Here is a 16,813-nt window from a genome sequence, read left to right as displayed (position 1 = left end):
GGTGTGGGGATAAATCAGACTACACCTTGAGCGATCATGGAATCGGCTACCTTGAGGAAACCGGCGATGTTCGCTCCGGCTACGAGGTTGCCTTCACAGCCATACTCTTCAGCAGCTTCTACACAGCTAGTATAGATGTTCTTCATGATGTCATGCAGCTTCGCGTCTACTTCTTCAAATGACCAGGACAACCGCATGCTGTTCTGTGACATTTCAAGAGCAGACACGGCTACACCGCCGGCATTAGCCGCTTTGGCTGGACCGAATAGCACGCCTGCACCGTGGAAGACGTCAATGGCAGCCAGAGTGGAAGGCATATTCGCGCCTTCGCCAATGGCTTTCACGCCACCTTTGACCAGAAGGGCCGCAGCTTCTTCATCGATCTCGTTTTGCGTCGCACATGGAAGAGCGATATCACAAGGGATAGACCAGATGCCTTCACAGCCTTCGGTATATGTAGCATGCGGGTGTTCTTTGATGTATTCGCTGATGCGAAGACGATCAACCTCTTTCAGACGTTTCACGGTATCAAGGTTGATGCCTTGTGGATCGTGTATATAGCCACCTGAGTCACTACACGCCACGACTGTAGCTCCAAGCTCCTGTGCCTTCTGAATGGCATAGATGGATACATTACCAGAGCCAGAGACAACGACTGTGCTGTCCTTGAAGCTGAGCCCTTTGGATTGCAGCATCTCCTTCACGAAGTACACACAGCCGAAGCCAGTTGCTTCCTTACGTGCCAAGCTTCCTCCGTACAGCAATCCTTTACCTGTCAAAACGCCTGCCTCATGTCCGCCATGGATACGTTTGTATTGGCCGAACATGTAACCGATTTCTCGTGCGCCTACACCAATGTCACCTGCGGGTACATCGGTATCGGAACCGATATATTTGTACAGCTCTGTCATGAAGCTTTGCGTGAAACGCATCACTTCCAGATCTGATTTTCCTTTGGGATCGAAGTCAGAACCACCTTTACCACCGCCAATAGGCAGTCCGGTCAAAGCATTTTTGAAGATCTGTTCGAAGCCGAGGAACTTAATGATACCCGAGTATACGGAAGGGTGGAAGCGAAGTCCGCCTTTGTAAGGACCGATGGCACTGTTGAACTGCACCCGGAATCCACGGTTAACCTGAACTTTACCTTGATCATCAACCCAAGGGACACGGAATGTGATTACACGTTCGGGTTCGACCAGCTGTTCCAGCAGACTATGGTTCCTATATTTGGGGTGTGCCTCAATAACAGGAATCAGGGAATCCAGGATTTCTTTGACAGCCTGATGGAACTCATCTTCGTGCGGATTTCTGGCGACAACCGACTCGTAAACGGAATGGACATATTCTGCGGCAGTAACTTGAGCTGACTCTGTAGTTTCTTTTGTTATCGTGGACACTTTTTCAATGCACTCCTTTATTGTGTTAAAGTCTGTAGATGCTTATTTGTATAAATTGCATAAAAGTTTGTAGTTAAATATACAGGAAAGCAAATAAAAATACGAGATGGAAATCCATAAAAAGTTTTTTATACAGTAATTAAAATGTTCTATGGATCTACCATCTGATGTGAAGAATTCAGTTATTAAATGGAAGATATGACCACTATTAAGAATAAAACAGCAAGTTAGCCGAATATACTGGATTAATATATTCATTTTGGTAAGATGGTAAGAAGGTCTCGTATTCCGGGGGCTTTTAACAATACAAAGGAGGAAAACAAGATGATGAAGAGAAACATGCCAATCAACATGGAGAACAAGGCTTGTATAGGGGGTGAAATCTATTATGAACCATAGGACTTCCCGCCAAAATTGCAGAGAGAAGCTGGTGAGCCAGCTATTTACATTGGGTGAAGAGAAAAGAACATTTCTCGACGCCTATTTCGACGTGCGTGATCCGGAGCGAATTCAGTTGGAAAAACAGTTGCTGGCGTATACGGAGTATGTGGAAAAATTGCTCCTCGGTCCTGATGAAGATTTGGACTCGGCTGTATTGATCGGCAGTCATATTGATTTTGAATATATCGATTTTCATACGTCCGATTCGTTCATGATTGTCATGCCAGATGATACGAATCCGGATGAGGGGCGTATTTCTTTCCTCTCCCCGGTAGGGAGTCAATTACTGCTTGGCAGTAAAGGGGAAGTGCGGTCTGTTCATACGCCATCAGGCTCGATGCGGATACGCATCACGGGAATTGAGCTGAAGAGCGAAACCCTGAACGGGTTGGCTTTAGGGGGTGCAGATCATGCACTTTAAAGAGACGGACTTACCCGGGATTGGACGTAAATACTGGCTACATACCCGTAGTGGTGAGCACTTGGTTATTGTGATTCATAACGACGAGCGACGTGACCTGTTCCATATGGAGTCAGGGGATACACCTGAAGAGCTAGGTGATATGGTATCTCTTGTGACCTTGGACGATGATGAAGCCCGTGCGGTAGCCGCTATCGTCGGCGGTATGACCTACAAACCTCAGTTTCAGAATGAACGTGAAGTGATGCTTGAAGGACTGTTGATTGAATGGCTTCGAATTGAGCCTCACGCGGCAAGCATAGGCATGACGATTGGGGAACTGGATATTCGGCAGGCTACGGGGGCCGTTATTCTGGCTGTTGTGACTAAGGACAGGGAAAAGCAATTTAATCCCGGTCCGGATTACGTTTTTACCTCTGGAGCTACCATTGTGGTTGCTGGTGAACGGAATCAGATCAAACAGCTCAAACAATTGTTGACTGATGGACGGACTTAGCCTATGGATATGCTCATATTCGAAGTGGGAATTGCCGTTGCGCTGATTACACTTACGGGGCTGATATCTTCACGATTACGTTTTTCGGTCATTCCTTTCTATATACTGATTGGTATGGCTGTAGGACCACATGCACCACAGATCGGTATTGTGGATTTACGTTTTATCGAAAGTTCGACCTTTATTGAATTTATGGGCAGGCTTGGCATTTTGTTTTTGTTATTTTATCTGGGTCTGGAATTCTCGGTCTCCCGTCTATTAAAGTCTGGCAAAGCCATTCTGACCGGGGGCATGTTCTATGTAGGCCTTAATTTTGTCTCGGGTCTGCTACTGGGCTGGTTCATGAATCTGCCGCTCCAGGAGACACTCGTTGTCTGTGGTATCATGACCAGTTCTTCTACAGCCATCGTGGCGAAAGTGCTCGTTGATCTGAAACGCACGGCGAACCCGGAGACAGAGATTGTCATGGGTATGATCATGTTTGATGATTTGTTCATCGCGATTCATATCTCGATTCTGACCGGACTTGTGCTCAGCGGGGCAACTTCATTCTTAAGTGTTCTGCTGGTGTCCCTGTCTGCGTTGCTGTTCATTGTGCTGTTCCTGATCATTGGCAGAAAGTGCATCAAATATATTGATAAGGCATTGAACATTAAGTCGTCAGAGTTGTTTTTGTTAACGGTTATGACACTGCTCTTCCTGGTGGCAGGTTTCTCGGAGACGTTACATGTAGCCGAGGCAATCGGGGCTTTGATGATGGGACTGGTGCTGGGCGAATCAAGACATGTCAGTCGGATTGAGCATCAGATCATGCCTTTCAAAGATTTTTTTGGTGCGATTTTCTTCTTCAGCTTTGGCCTGACCATTGAACCGTCGTCACTTGGCGGAGCGGTGGGCATGACGATTATTGCCGTTATTCTGACGATCGCCAGTAACTATGGTGCTGGCATGATCGCTGGCAGATTGGCTGGAATGAGTCCAAAGGCCTCGTTGAATGTGGGCTTTACTCTGGTCTCCCGGGGTGAATTCTCCATTATCATGGCGAACATCGGCAAGGCCGGAGGACTCATGGCGTCCATCCAATCGTTTGCCGTATTATATGTATTAATTCTGGCTGTGCTGGGGCCTATCCTGACGAAAGAATCTCCGCGGATCTACGCATCGTATGAGCGACTAAGGAAGCGGATGAAACGAAGGGAAACAGGATGAGCCGGTGCAGCTGGCACTGGACAGACTGGGAATTCTGACCGTAATGCGTCATAAGCGTCACACTTTTTGGAGAGAGAAATCACTCCTGGGTGTGGCGTTTTTTTTATGTACAAGAACCGATCCGATACAGACTTGTTATTATGTTCATTCCACCAATTTATGGTATGTATCCATATCTTGTGCGTGGTCGTGAATGTTCAAGTCCTGAGACAGGAGTTTGGATGCGATTTGGTAGAAATGGATTGAAAATAAAAAGTTATTATGTAAAATAATGCTATATTCAAATCTAGTAGTTGAACTAACCATTTACACGAGAACGTAGAGGAGGAATAGTTGATGAACAAGAAAAGTAGATTTCAACGGTTAAAATGGGCCGGTACAGGGTTGTTGCTCAGTCTCGTATTATTTGCTCTACCTGCATCTGCTGCATGGAATGATACATATCAGGGTTACGCGACGTATACGGGCTCAGGCTACTCCGGAGGTGCGGTGTTGCTTGATCCCATCCCGGCAGACATGAAGATTACTGCACTTAATCCATTCCAGCTCAATTATAACGGTGTCAAAGCCGCTTTGGCGGGAGCCTATCTCGAAGTGCAGGGCCCTAAAAGCAAAACAACCGTCTATGTAACAGACCTCTATCCAGAGGGCGCCAGTGGAGCGCTGGATCTCTCGCCTAATGCCTTTAACCTGATCGGTGACCCGAAGGCAGGCAAAATCAATATCAGCTGGAAAGTGATCAAAGCGCCAATCCAAGGTAACGTCTCCTATCGGATCAAGGAAGGCAGCAGTCAATGGTGGGCAGCTATTCAGGTTCGCAATCATAAGTATCCGGTGCTAAAGTTCGAAGTGAAACAGAAGGATGGTACGTGGCTCAATCTTGAAAAGCAAGACTATAATCATTTCCTAGGAACCGGACTGGGCAAAGAAAAACTGAACGTTCGTATTACCGATATTCGTGGTCAGGTGTTGAACGATACGATCCCGGCTCTGCCTAATGATGGATCGGGTGTTGCATATATCGTACCGGGCAATGTACAATTTCCCGATTGACAGATATATGAAGGTGTTATACAAAGAAGTATGGTCATAGACGGTTTATAACGAAAAGTCGTACACTGTACGGCTTTTTTTGTATACGAAAAGAGGAGAATGTACCGCATGAAAAAAAGTTTGCCTTCCTATCAGACAACACATCCCTATTGGAAACAGTATCAGGATTTTTTCCCGGAAGAAGTCAGGCTGGACGATCATTCAGCTCCTGAAGAAGAATGGTGGGAATCGAATGGGGTTCATCTACATATTGATCGATTACCTGCGCCGGAGTCTTCGATTAAAATTTTGTTTATACACGGTGCGGGAGGCAATGGCAGGTTGCATGCCCCGTATGCCCGCATGTTACAGCGGAATGGATACGAGGTGGTATCGCCAGATCTTCCACCGTATGGACTAAGTTACGCAATGTCTGGTACACGTATTAACTATGAACTATGGATAGACCTCCTTGTTGCACTCATTGAAAGGGAATATCAAAAAGACGGCAAGTCAATCGTCGTATTGGGAAGTAGCATCGGAGGTATGCTTGCCTATCATACCAGTGCACGCAGCAAGCGCGTTAAGGGTTTGATCGCAACTACATTTGTAGACACCAGTAATCCGGAAATGCGGGATCAGATTGCACCGAATCGTCTGGTGAGCCGTGTGGGAAAACGTATGATGGATCTGTTTCCTGCTCTACTGGATCATGTACGTATTTCGGTCAAGCAGGTATCACGGATGCAACTGATTACCAATAACCAGGACTTAACCCGGCTTATTATGAATGATCCACAAGCGGCAGCCACACGTATTCCGTTGGAACTGTTAAGAACGTTCCTTAATAAAGAGCCGGAGGTAAGCCCGGAACAATTCAACCAGTGTCCGGTCCTGTTGGTTCACCCTGAATTGGACCCCATGACACCGATCCGGTTCAGCCAATCTTTTTTTGATCGACTGGTGGTGGATAAGGAATGTGTGATCTTGGAGGGTGCAGGCCATTTCCCTATAGAGCAGCCAGGGCTGAAGCAATTGGAGGCGGCGGTGCTACGGTTTTTGCAACAGATTCAATGATGACCAGCAGCTTTGAATATCCTTCCTAATAGATGGTTTTTATATGCTGAGTACGTAAAACACCTCCCATTAAGGGAGGTGAATTTGGATATTGTCGATATGAACGGCGCTACCGCCAACCTGAATTTGTATGATTTCATTGGAGCTGCCCAGCGTTAATCTGGCTCGGATCTCGGAGGGGCGGTTCATCGTGTACCCTTGTCTGATCGTATACGTGTGCTGATGAGGATCTGTGAGTTGGTTGTATTGATATAAATAACAGAGCATTGCACCATTGGATGTACCTGTTGCGCTCTCTTCCGGTATATCATAAAGCGGTGCAAAATTACGGCATTCTGCCAGAACGTCCTCAGCATCTGATTCGAGTGTAAACACATGATAACCTACGGCATGATGAGCCTTGCATATTTCAGTGATACGCTGAAAGTCAGGGTCGATTTTGGTCAGAACATCAACATCTCTAACAGCTATCAGGATATCGGGTAGACCAGTAGACACGATCTGTACAGGTAGTTCGGAATGCAAATCCGCTATAGAAATACGCAACGAATCGGCAATCTGCTGTCGATCCACGATCTTCCCAAATTCCGGCAACGTCTGAGACAGATATACTTCTCCATTGACTTCGATAACAACCTCAAGAATTCTCGCCAGTGTCTCCAATGTATATGTACCAACATCAACGAGCTGCTGTGTCTTCATTAGATAAAATAAAGCAATTGTTGCATGCCCACATAGATCCACTTCATCACTTGGGGTGAAGTAACGTACTTTGAAATCAGCCTGATCCGATGGCATAACAAATGCTGTCTCTGAAAAACCGACTTGTCTGGCAATCTCCTGCATCTGGGATTCAGATAAATGCGCTGCTTGGAGAACAACGCCTGCGGGGTTTCCGCCAAGAGCCTTGTCCGAAAATGCATGTAATGTACTTACTTCTACTTCCATCGTGTTACCTCGCTTGTTCAGTTATTGGGTTAAGGTTAAACCTAATCGATAATCGATATTATATCACGGTTCCTGATCTGGATTGTAAGTGCCAACCTTCTTTGAATTCTTGAATGAATAGGTCAAGTGATCGCTGGGAAAGGGTAATGAAGGGAGAGAGCGTAACGATAATCCAATGGAAAGGCTGGGATCTGTAATGAAAGCAATTGTGATTGAGGAATTTGGTGGAGCGGAACAATTGAAGGAACAGGAAGTAGCCAAGCCGGCATGTGGAGTGAATCAGGTGCTAATTCGAACGCATGCCACGTCGGTAAACCCGGTGGACTTCAAAATTAGACAAGGCGATATGAAAGAAGCAGCGGAGAGTTTTCCGTTGATTCTTGGCGGCGATGTTGCTGGTATAGTGGCTGAAGCTGGCTCGAATGTCACGCGTTTCAGAGAAGGAGATCGGGTATTTGCGCGTCCGCGTCAATTCGGAACCTATGCAGAATATGTTGCTGTCGATGCGGATATTATTGCCCGTATACCGGAGAAACTGAGTTTCGAGGAAGCAGCAGCTATCCCGCTGGCGGCGATGACAGCCTGGCAGGCCCTTGTGGATCATGGACGGTTAGCCAAAGGACAGAAGGTACTCATTCATGCTGGCGCAGGTGGTGTGGGAACGTATGCCATTCAGATTGCCAAGTCTCTCGGTGCTGAAGTGGCGTCCACGGCAAGTGAATCGAACGAAGCATTGCTTCGCTCGCTGGGTGTGGATCATTTTATCAATTATAAAAAAGAAGATTTCTCGGAGATTCTCTCCGGTTATGATGTTGTACTGGACACCATGGGCGGTGATATTCAGCGCGACAGCTTCAAGGTGTTGAAGTCTGGTGGCCATCTGGTATCCTTGGTCCAACAACCGGATGAGAAGCTTGCCAAAGAGGCCGGAGTAACGGCCAACGTCTTCATGATGGAGCCCAAAGGGGATCAACTGGATCAGCTGGCTGAACTGGCTGCGGAAGGCAAGCTCAAATCGATTATTGATGGAACGTACCCGCTAACTCAACAGGGAGTAAGGGAAGCACATGAGAAGAGTGAAACCCATCATACCCGAGGGAAACTTGTTATTCAGGTGCAATAGAATGCATTAACTCGTAGAAGTATTTTGGCTGATGAGTCTGATACAGATTGTACCAGGCCTGTAATGTTTCTGGTGCAAAGACATCCAGTCTCTTCAGTACATGCATCGTAAATTCTAACGGAGCTATGCCAGATGCAGTAACTACATTTCCATCGGTTACTGCTGGCTCCGTTTCATAATATGTTTCTCCAGTATAGTTAGGGCATATCATCTTCAGGTATTCCAAATCATTGCTTGTATGTTGCTTGGAGTTCAGTAACCCCATTTTTGCAAGTCCAACGGTGGCACCGCAAATCGCCGCAATAACCGTACCTTCTTCTATAGAGGCAGTAACTTTTTTCAATAGAGGATCATGGATGGTGTCCATCCAGGTGTTTCCTCCTGGAAGAATGATCACATCGTTACTTTTCATTGTGCATTCATCAATAGAAATATGAGGAAGGATGTTCAATCCGCCCATGGTAGTTACCGGATGTTTATCTGCGCCTACCGTTACGACTTGTAAAGGCTCGATCTCTTTTCTGAAATACCTTCCCGAGTTCAATTCAGCAGTTAGATATCCTACCTCCCAGTCTGACATCGTATCAAATACATATAGATATACGTTCTTCGTTTGCATCATACATGCTCCTTTTGTTTTCATGATTGAATGGATTACTCTTGTATTATAAATAAACTTCACTGACATCTACGGTCAGTGAAGTTTTTAAATTTGAAAATTAACAGGCCTAAGAACCAATATAGGGACTGCTCCCCAATTGTAGTGGAATAAGATATAATAGGAGAAATTTATTCCATTCTGTGCATGAGGTGATTAGGATGTCCAACGAACTCATTCAAGCCCTTCAATTATTGAAAGAAAAGAAGTGGGTGGATCTGACCCATACATTTGGACCGGAATCTCCACATTTCTCAGCTTTTGAGGCAGCACAATTCGATACCCTGTTTGATCACGATCAAGGTTTCTTTGCCCAGAGCTTCAAGTTTCCCGGTCAATATGGGACACATCTTGATGCGCCGATCCATTTTGTACGTAATACCCGGTATCTGGATGAGTTGGGCTTGAAGGAACTTGTGCTCCCACTTGTGGTCATTGACCATTCTGCTGAAGTAGAGAACAATCCGGATTTCACACTGGATGTGGAGCATATTCTTGAATTTGAAAGAGAGCATGGCGTGATTGAAGCTGGAAGCTTTGTAGCCTTACGTACCGACTGGAGCAAACGCTGGCCTAGCCATGAAGCATTTGATAACAAGGATGATGAGGGCAACAGTCATGCACCTGGATGGTCGGTTAGTGCGCTGATGTTTTTATTTGAGGAGAGAAAAGTACAAGCCATTGGGCATGAAACCTTTGACACGGATTCAGCCGTAGATTATCAGAAGAATGGAGCACTTCTGGCAGAATATTATGTACTTGCTCAGGATACATATCAGGTTGAGCTGTTAACGAATCTGGATCAGGTGCCGCCTAAAGGCGCGGTGATCTTCAACATTGTACCGAAGGCGGAGAAAGCATCTGGCTTTCCAGTTCGATCTTTTGCCATTTTGCCGTAAAACGGGGTAGACCAAAATCTAAATCTATAATAGATAATGAGGTTCTAACGAAGTCTAAGTGATACACATATGTAAATAGCAAGGGAGGCGTATTCCGCCTCCTTTTTATGTTGTTACTTTTGATCCGAGTAGGGATCTTGATTAAATCTTTGAGATATTTTCTTCTCTGTTTTCTTACGCCGTATCCAGCGCTTGAGCATGCCTTCTTCTTTTCGTTCTTGCAGCGTTTCCTTCAAGCCTTGAATCATAAATTCCGATCTTCGTCTGTCATCCCGACTAATCTCGCGTAATTCCTTAATAAATTTGTCGTCCATATCTGCCTCTCGCTTATTCAGGATAATCCCATTATACCGAACGTACGTTCTTTTATCAAGTTTTACCATTATAACGGTGTTTGCTAAAAGGAGAAGCCACTCAATTAAGGAGTTTGCTCCTTTTTTCAGTGCAGAAAATCAATTGATAATAAAGGATAAGTATTCCAGTATACAAGTTTTTACTCGTGTTTGTTTCATGTTATTTCGTAATATTCGCTCAAAGTAAACGATTTCACAAAACGTCGTTCCAACTTGTCGAATGAACTCGAAATAGCATTGAATGCGCTTCAAATTGTTGTTAAGTTATATCCGTAACCTCAAGTACTAGGCTACTTGACGCACATACATCAACGAGGAAGAAAGGGATAACCTGATGAGTAAAAAGTACGAGAAACTTGCCATAGAAATTATGGAGATGGTTGGTGGGGAACAAAACGTTGCATCCTTGGCTCATTGTCAGACAAGACTTCGTTTTGTTCTGCATGATGATAAAAAAGCGAATAAAGATGGTGCCAAGAAGTTGGAGGGCGTAGCCAACGTTATTGAAAGTGGTGGACAATTTCAAGTCATAATTGGAACACAGGTTGAAGAAGTGTATGAGGAAATCACGAAACATACAACATTAACCGACCATGAAAATCCGGATCAGAGCGATAAGAAGAAGCCGAATTTGTTAAATCGATTCATTGATTTTATATCTTCCACCTTTAGCCCGATTATTCCGGCAATTACAGGAGCGGGAATGACCAAGGCATTACTTGCCTTGTTATTATTGTTCGATTTGATCTCAAGAGAATCTCAAACGTACTACATCATTGCATTCATGGCCGATTCGGTCTTTTATTTCCTACCGTTTTTCCTGGCGTATAGTGCAGCTCAAAAGTTGAAAACCAGTCCTTTCCTTGCAGTTGCTTTGGCTGGGGTGTTATTACACCCGAATTTCATTCAATTGCAAACTGCTGGAGAAGATGTTCATCTATTTGGACTACCAGTCAGGCTGGTAAGCTATAGCACCTCTGTTATACCTATTTTATTGATTGTTTTTGCTCAGTCCTATATTGAACGTTTCCTCAAAAAACTATTTCCAGATGCCATCAAGATTATTTTTGTTCCGATGTTTACGGTTCTGATCTCTGGAATATTAGGTTTAATAATTATCGGTCCGATGGGTTCTTATGTCGGTGATTATATTGCGATCGGATTCGAATGGTTAGCCAATTACGGCAACTGGATTATTGTTTTCCTGGTAGCAACTTTATGGCCGATCATGGTGATGTTCGGTATTCACTATAGTATTTCTCCACTCAGCCAAATGCAGTTAGCAACAACTGGACTGGAGAATATTATTGGACCAGGTGCGATTCTTTCAAACATATCACAAGGGGTCGCAGCCCTGATCGTCAGTATGAAAGTAAAAGACTCTGCCCAGAAAAAAATAGCTACGGCAACAGGCACAACCGCATTAATGGGGGTTACGGAACCGGCACTTTACGGAATAAATTTACCTAAAAAATATCCGTTGATCGCAGCCATGATTGGTAGTGCGCTAGGTGGACTGTACGCAGGATTAACCAATGTGTTTCGATATGCAACAGGGGCTTCAGGGATTCCAGCTATCCCACTGTATATTGGAGAAAACATCTGGAACTTGTATAACATCTTGATTGCTCTCGTGATTACTGTGGTTGTAACGGCTGTGTTAACGTATATTCTCGCGCTCAAGTATGAAAAGGATGAGAGTAAAGAAGCCGCAGAGCCGGAACAGGCGGATGAACAGCTTCCCGTAATTCAAGACAGTATTATCCAAAGCCCTTTGAAAGGAACCACATTACCCCTAACAGAGGTTGCGGATGAAGCATTTTCTTCAGAAGCCCTTGGAAAAGGCGTGGCTATCGAACCAAGCGAGGGCAGAGTGGTTGCACCTTTCAACGGTAAAGTGACGGCAGTGGCCCGTACAAAACATGCAATTGGTCTGCTATCAGAAGACGGAACGGAAGTATTGATTCATATCGGCATAAATACCGTTAAGCTCAAAGGCCAACATTTTGAAACGCTTGTAGAAGAGGGACAACAAGTCGTTCAGGGTCAAGAGCTGGTATTATTTGATATTGAAAAAATTAGAGAAGCCGGCTTCAGTACGCAAGTACCTGTTATCGTCACGAATTCAGCCGAGTATTCCAATGTAACGGCAACGATAGAGAAAATAGTAGATTTTAATGCACCATTACTAACTTGTGTTAAATAAATAATAAATGGTTGAGGTGGATATCATGGGATTACGGCCTGACTTTCTATGGGGCGGAGCAACCGCGGCTAATCAAAGCGAAGGTGGATATAATTTAGGCAATAGGGGATTGGCGAATGTCGATTTGGTGCCAACTGGAGAAGATCGGGCAGGAGTGAGCGCTGGTAAAATAAAAATGCTCGAACTCGATGATCAGCACTTTTATCCTGCTAAAGAGGCCATAGATATGTATCATCATTATATGGAGGATATTCAGCTATTTGCGGAAATGGGCTTCAAAACATATCGCATGTCGTTGTCTTGGTCGAGAATCTTCCCGAATGGCGATGACGTAGCACCGAATGAAGAAGGCTTGGCCTTTTACGAGAGGATATTCCTGGAATTACGCAAGCATAATATTGAGCCTCTCGTAACGTTAACACACTTTGATGTGCCGCTTACGCTGATTAAGAACTATGGCTCATGGCGTAACCGGAAAATGATAGAGTTCTACGAGAATTATAGCCGAACGGTGTTTAGTCGCTACAAAGGTCTTGTGAGGTATTGGCTTACCTTTAATGAAGTAAACATGATTCTGCATGCACCGTTTTTAGGAGCTGGCTTGTGCTTCGAACCAGATGAAGATGAAGATGAAGAACAGGTTAAATACCAAGCGATGCATCACCAACTGGTAGCCAGTGCTGCTGCAACGAAGATCGCCCACGAAATAGACCGGGACAATCTGGTCGGATGTATGCTCGCGGGAGGAAACAACTATCCCTATTCTTGTCGCCCCGAGGACTACGCCAAAGCTATAGAAAAGGATCGGGAAAATTATCTCTTCATTGATATTCAATCGAGAGGCGCGTATCCGAATTATGCGCTTAAGAAGTTTGAACGGGAGAATATTCACATTGAGATGGAGAACGGTGATCAGGAGCTGTTAAAACAGCACACAGTGGATTATATATCCTTCTCTTATTATGCTTCAAGGGTTGTATCTACAGACCCATCGGTGACGCATGAAACGGCAGGCAATATCTATAAATCTGTTAAAAATCCATATCTGAGTTCTTCAGAGTGGGGTTGGCAGATTGATCCATTGGGACTCAGATCCGCACTGAACATGTTGTATGATCGATATCAGAAACCGTTGTTTATTGTGGAAAATGGTCTAGGTGCGATGGACATTCCAGATGAGAATGGTTACGTTGAAGATGATTACAGAATCGACTACTTGCGTGAGCATATTAAGGCCTTCAAGGCTGCTGTTGAAGAAGATGGCATAGAATTACTCGGATATACCAGTTGGGGCTGCATCGATCTGGTAAGTGCAAGCAAAGGTCAGATGAGCAAACGATATGGATTCATCTATGTTGATCGGGATGATGATGGGAATGGAACATTGAAACGTAGCAAGAAAAAATCATTTTATTGGTATCAAAAAGTGATCCAAAGCAACGGTGAGGATTTAGCATAACTATGTTATAGTTAACCAAAGGTTGTGATGGTGGATGTACCTATTTCAACGAATTGAAGAGGTCGTATTACAATATAATGATACCAGGAGAGCCATTGGTGAATTTGTGCTCAAGGAAAGATCCAATTTGCGCCGTATGAGCATGGATGAAGTAGCGAAAAGCACGTATACTTCAAAGGCCACTTTGGTCCGCTTTGCCAAAACGGTTGGCTATTCGGGATGGCGTGAGTTTATCGTCGCTTTTATGGATGAAGTGGTGTATGAAGAGAAATCTCGTGCAGAGATTGATGCCAATTTTCCTTTTAAAGAAAAGGATACCCATCAGGTGGTGGCAAACAGTATTGCCATGTTACAGACCGAAAGCATATCCGATACGATGAATCTGCTGGATATGACGATGCTTGATCAGGCCATGAGCTTATTATTTAACTCAAGAAAGATTACTGTATTTTGCATCAGTCCTTATATTTATCTGGCAGAGGTATTTCGACGTAAAATGCTTACCATCGGGATCGCTATTGAGATTGCCAAACCTCTTGAAGCAAGTTTGTCAGCACAGGCTTTAACGGATCAGGATTGTGCGATTCTCATCTCATATTCGGGTAATAATGAAATACTGGAGCCCATCTCACATATCAAAACGTTGAAAAAACGCGGCGTCAGCATGATTGGGATCACCAGTGTCGGGGATAATTACATTAAAAAAAATGTGGATTGTATACTGATGATGTCATCGAGAGAACGGTTGTATAGCAAAATTTCTAACTTTGCGACAGAGGAATCGGTACACTTTTTATTAAATGTGCTGTTCTCGTGCTATTTTAAGCAACACTATCAAGAAAATATCGATCATAAGATTTTCAGTGCCAAAGAGATTGAGCGACAACGATATTCAACTCTCAATTTGATGAAAGAGAATCATCAAGCACATGAATGATCGATAATGACAATAGCATGATGTAGTGAAAAAGCCGTTAATCCTTCCGGATTAGCGGCTTTTGCTTATGAGTCTTCCGGCGCTGATCTGCCGATGATGCAGGACATAGTAGAGAATAAGTGAAACGAGGGCAATTCCCGCTGCGAACAGATACATGAAACTATAGCTTGAGTGAGAAGCGATGATTCCCATTACATAGGTGCCTACACCGTACCCAAGATCAAATAACAAGAAGAATGTACCGTTAGCAACCCCTGTGCGATCAGCTGGAGATAATTTTAATATCGTAGCTTGCAGACAAGGAAATAGTGCTCCATACCCTATGCCGGAGAAAATACTTGAAATGATGACCCACGAGCCTGTGTGGGCCTGACTCAACATAAATAGACCAAGTGAAAAGAAGATCATGCCCGGATAAAATAAAATATGCTCATTGTAGTTGTCAAACAATCTGCCTACGAACGGACGGAAAAGGACAATCATGGCTGCGAATATAATAAAAAAGATACCCGATACATTCGGTTCATGAATTTCACTCGTAAATGGTGCGATAAATCCGGCAATGGGGCCGTAAGAAAATGCCAATACAAATCCTACAACGGCTAATGGAAGTGCTTTTCTTTCGAATATGTTATTCCAGCGAAGTGCTCTTTTAGGCTCAGTAGACTGTACTTGTTGTGGTTTGCGTGCGGGGGAAGATGCCCGTTTCATAGAGAAAATAAGGAAAATCATAGATATTCCTGCAACTACACTGATTGTAGTGAATAGATGATTGGCATTTCCGTCTTTCCAAATGTAAAGTCCAAGAGCCGGACCAATAACCATTGCAACACTCATGAACATGCTGAAGTAACCAATACCTTCACCTTGTCGTGAATCGGGAACAAGAGAGGCCGCTATGCTATTCGTAGAAGTCGAGATTATGGCATAACTGGCACCGTGTATAAAACGAAGTAACAAAAAGGCAACAATAGCATTTGCACTGAAATAGCTTACACAAGCAATTAAGAAAATGCCTGTTCCGATAAGCGCAATTTTCTCTCTACCCCAACGATCAACCCATTGTCCAGTGAAAGGTCGTACCAACACACTGCCTATCACATAAAATGTAACCACCAAGCCCATTTGCTGTGCGTTTCCATGCAACGTATCACGAATATACAGAGGAAAAGAAGTAACTGAAATATAGAAGGTCAAGAACATAAAAAAGCTGCTTAAACTAATAAATATGAATTCTTTGCTCCAAATTTGATCTCTCGTTGTCATAACCAATACCTTTCCATTTCAAAAAATAAAAGCCAATCTTCATCAGTGATCCGTTATTAAAATCACCGTTAGATGTTCTTTGTAACATACTTCAGCCATAACCCACCGTCATCCAGTTTTTCAACGTCTTTCAAAAAGAAATGGACTAAAGGCTGTTTTTTTAGATGGGAACTTGTTTCAAACAGGGTCAGAGCGTCTGCGGTTCCATCTGCGATCGGTGCAATGATCAAGCTCAATTCATCAATTAATCCTTCATTTAGAAAAGAACCATTGATAACCCCGCCGCCTTCTATGAGTAAATGGTCGATAGCGAATAAAAGTTTTAGTTTTTGTACCACTACATTGAAAACAAGCTGTTTTTCTCCACCGAAAATGTATGAGATGCCGAGTTCTCTAAGATAAGCCAGATAGGCATCGGATACTTGTTCTGTCAGAACTTCTACGATATGATTGCCCATTCTGTCTGTACTCTCATCTTCAATAAAGTTTTTGGTCCAGCCCAGTTTTCCAGAAGGATCTACTGCAACAGCAAACCTTCGGGCATCCTTGTCTGCAACATAATCCGTTCTGGGAAGAGAAGGCACATCTGTTTGATTTAAATCCAATTGATGACCGCGTGTATAGTGCTCTTCGAAGGTGATTCTGCCACACATCCATGCTTGGCTTCCATAACTTTCGTGAATTCTCTCGTACTGATCCGTATAATAGGAGGAGCGTTCATCTTCTAAATAATCTCCAACGATTTTCCCATCCAGTGATGTTAACATATGACATACAATATAGGGTCTCTCCATACTCAATCTCCTCTCAGAAATGGTTGAACCATATTGTGAAAATGGAACTATGAAGTAAAAAAGCCCTGTGAAAACAGGGCTTTTTTGTAAACTT

16 protein-coding genes are annotated in these 16,813 nt (G+C 43.9%); 10 read left to right on the top strand and 6 right to left on the bottom strand.

The window, feature by feature from the left end; translation table 11 throughout:
* Positions 1-14: 14 nt before the first annotated feature.
* Positions 15-1,400, bottom strand: coding sequence for an NADP-specific glutamate dehydrogenase (gdhA, locus tag OM416_RS08360; RefSeq protein WP_413775755.1), 1,386 nt, complete (start codon positions 1,398-1,400; stop codon positions 15-17).
* Positions 1,401-1,788: 388 nt separating this feature from the next.
* On the opposite strand from gdhA, the gene OM416_RS08355 reads away from it, so the two are divergent.
* The 5 genes from OM416_RS08355 (at position 1,789) to OM416_RS08335 (ending at position 6,076) form a co-directional block, all read left to right on the top strand.
* The gene (locus OM416_RS08355; protein WP_264928413.1) at positions 1,789-2,262 is read left to right on the top strand and encodes a GreA/GreB family elongation factor; all 474 of its coding nucleotides are present in this window, start codon (positions 1,789-1,791) and stop codon (positions 2,260-2,262) included.
* Positions 2,252-2,758 (top strand): cation:proton antiporter regulatory subunit, encoded by a 507-nt coding sequence (locus tag OM416_RS08350; protein ID WP_264928411.1) that lies wholly within the window; start codon positions 2,252-2,254, stop codon positions 2,756-2,758. The genes OM416_RS08355 and OM416_RS08350 overlap by 11 nt, the downstream gene beginning before the upstream one ends.
* Positions 2,759-2,761: 3 nt before the next feature.
* Entirely contained in the window at positions 2,762-3,967 is a 1,206-nt protein-coding gene (locus OM416_RS08345; protein WP_264928409.1) for a cation:proton antiporter, read from the top strand.
* Positions 3,968-4,303: 336 nt separating this feature from the next.
* The gene (locus tag OM416_RS08340) at positions 4,304-5,020 is read left to right on the top strand and encodes an expansin EXLX1 family cellulose-binding protein (protein WP_264928407.1); all 717 of its coding nucleotides are present in this window, start codon (positions 4,304-4,306) and stop codon (positions 5,018-5,020) included.
* A 108-nt stretch (positions 5,021-5,128) separates the two neighbouring features.
* Positions 5,129-6,076 (top strand): alpha/beta hydrolase, encoded by a 948-nt coding sequence (locus OM416_RS08335; RefSeq protein ID WP_264928405.1) that lies wholly within the window; start codon positions 5,129-5,131, stop codon positions 6,074-6,076.
* 69 nt (positions 6,077-6,145) lie between these two features.
* On the opposite strand, the gene OM416_RS08330 is transcribed toward OM416_RS08335, so the two are convergent.
* Positions 6,146-7,024, bottom strand: coding sequence for a PhzF family phenazine biosynthesis protein (locus OM416_RS08330; RefSeq protein ID WP_264928403.1), 879 nt, complete (start codon positions 7,022-7,024; stop codon positions 6,146-6,148).
* 196 nt (positions 7,025-7,220) lie between these two features.
* Here OM416_RS08330 and OM416_RS08325 point away from each other — a divergent pair, with 196 nt between their 5' ends.
* A complete protein-coding gene (locus tag OM416_RS08325) occupies positions 7,221-8,147 on the top strand; it encodes an NADP-dependent oxidoreductase (protein WP_264928401.1) in 927 nt (308 codons plus the stop codon).
* Here the strand turns inward: OM416_RS08325 and OM416_RS08320 are convergent.
* Positions 8,131-8,766, bottom strand: coding sequence for a type 1 glutamine amidotransferase family protein (locus OM416_RS08320; protein WP_264928903.1), 636 nt, complete (start codon positions 8,764-8,766; stop codon positions 8,131-8,133). The genes OM416_RS08325 and OM416_RS08320 overlap by 17 nt on opposite strands.
* 200 nt (positions 8,767-8,966) lie before the next feature.
* On the opposite strand from OM416_RS08320, the gene OM416_RS08315 reads away from it, so the two are divergent.
* A complete protein-coding gene (locus tag OM416_RS08315) occupies positions 8,967-9,704 on the top strand; it encodes a cyclase family protein (RefSeq protein ID WP_264928399.1) in 738 nt (245 codons plus the stop codon).
* Between the two features lie 113 nt (positions 9,705-9,817).
* Here OM416_RS08315 and OM416_RS08310 read toward each other — a convergent pair whose 3' ends face one another.
* Positions 9,818-10,018 (bottom strand): hypothetical protein, encoded by a 201-nt coding sequence (locus OM416_RS08310; RefSeq protein WP_264928397.1) that lies wholly within the window; start codon positions 10,016-10,018, stop codon positions 9,818-9,820.
* 373 nt (positions 10,019-10,391) lie between these two features.
* On the opposite strand from OM416_RS08310, the gene OM416_RS08305 reads away from it, so the two are divergent.
* The 3 genes from OM416_RS08305 to OM416_RS08295 are packed head-to-tail and all read left to right on the top strand — an operon-like array spanning position 10,392 to position 14,659.
* Positions 10,392-12,263: a beta-glucoside-specific PTS transporter subunit IIABC gene (locus OM416_RS08305; RefSeq protein WP_264928395.1), complete on the top strand. Its 1,872-nt coding sequence runs from the start codon at positions 10,392-10,394 to the stop codon at positions 12,261-12,263.
* Positions 12,264-12,288: 25 nt separating this feature from the next.
* Positions 12,289-13,722, top strand: coding sequence for a 6-phospho-beta-glucosidase (locus tag OM416_RS08300; RefSeq protein ID WP_264928393.1), 1,434 nt, complete (start codon positions 12,289-12,291; stop codon positions 13,720-13,722).
* Positions 13,723-13,756: 34 nt separating this feature from the next.
* Positions 13,757-14,659, top strand: a complete 903-nt coding sequence (locus tag OM416_RS08295; protein WP_264928391.1) for a MurR/RpiR family transcriptional regulator — start codon at positions 13,757-13,759, stop codon at positions 14,657-14,659.
* A gap of 51 nt (positions 14,660-14,710) precedes the next feature.
* On the opposite strand, the gene OM416_RS08290 is transcribed toward OM416_RS08295, so the two are convergent.
* Together OM416_RS08290 and OM416_RS08285 are read right to left on the bottom strand one after the other, a co-directional pair.
* Positions 14,711-15,925: an MFS transporter gene (locus OM416_RS08290; protein WP_264928389.1), complete on the bottom strand. Its 1,215-nt coding sequence runs from the start codon at positions 15,923-15,925 to the stop codon at positions 14,711-14,713.
* Between the two features lie 68 nt (positions 15,926-15,993).
* Complete coding sequence (locus OM416_RS08285) at positions 15,994-16,719, bottom strand: RibD family protein (protein ID WP_264928900.1); 726 nt, start codon at positions 16,717-16,719, stop codon at positions 15,994-15,996.
* Between the last annotated feature and the right edge of the window lie 94 nt (positions 16,720-16,813).

It is taken from the genome of Paenibacillus sp. LS1 (assembly GCF_026013365.1).
GTDB lineage: Bacteria > Bacillota > Bacilli > Paenibacillales > Paenibacillaceae > Paenibacillus.
Note: the sequence above shows the minus strand (reverse complement) of the source record. Positions and strands in the feature narration are given on the sequence as shown.

Coding starts and splice junctions, on each gene's coding strand:
- OM416_RS08310 (WP_264928397.1), bottom strand. CDS start 10,018: ATGGACGACAAATTTATTAAGGAATTACGCGAGATTAGTCGGGATGAC.
- OM416_RS08355 (WP_264928413.1), top strand. CDS start 1,789: ATGAACCATAGGACTTCCCGCCAAAATTGCAGAGAGAAGCTGGTGAGC.
- OM416_RS08335 (WP_264928405.1), top strand. CDS start 5,129: ATGAAAAAAAGTTTGCCTTCCTATCAGACAACACATCCCTATTGGAAA.
- OM416_RS08330 (WP_264928403.1), bottom strand. CDS start 7,024: ATGGAAGTAGAAGTAAGTACATTACATGCATTTTCGGACAAGGCTCTT.
- OM416_RS08350 (WP_264928411.1), top strand. CDS start 2,252: ATGCACTTTAAAGAGACGGACTTACCCGGGATTGGACGTAAATACTGG.
- OM416_RS08300 (WP_264928393.1), top strand. CDS start 12,289: ATGGGATTACGGCCTGACTTTCTATGGGGCGGAGCAACCGCGGCTAAT.
- OM416_RS08320 (WP_264928903.1), bottom strand. CDS start 8,766: ATGCAAACGAAGAACGTATATCTATATGTATTTGATACGATGTCAGAC.
- OM416_RS08345 (WP_264928409.1), top strand. CDS start 2,762: ATGGATATGCTCATATTCGAAGTGGGAATTGCCGTTGCGCTGATTACA.
- OM416_RS08325 (WP_264928401.1), top strand. CDS start 7,221: ATGAAAGCAATTGTGATTGAGGAATTTGGTGGAGCGGAACAATTGAAG.
- OM416_RS08290 (WP_264928389.1), bottom strand. CDS start 15,925: ATGACAACGAGAGATCAAATTTGGAGCAAAGAATTCATATTTATTAGT.
- OM416_RS08295 (WP_264928391.1), top strand. CDS start 13,757: ATGTACCTATTTCAACGAATTGAAGAGGTCGTATTACAATATAATGAT.
- OM416_RS08285 (WP_264928900.1), bottom strand. CDS start 16,719: ATGGAGAGACCCTATATTGTATGTCATATGTTAACATCACTGGATGGG.
- OM416_RS08305 (WP_264928395.1), top strand. CDS start 10,392: ATGAGTAAAAAGTACGAGAAACTTGCCATAGAAATTATGGAGATGGTT.
- OM416_RS08315 (WP_264928399.1), top strand. CDS start 8,967: ATGTCCAACGAACTCATTCAAGCCCTTCAATTATTGAAAGAAAAGAAG.
- OM416_RS08340 (WP_264928407.1), top strand. CDS start 4,304: ATGAACAAGAAAAGTAGATTTCAACGGTTAAAATGGGCCGGTACAGGG.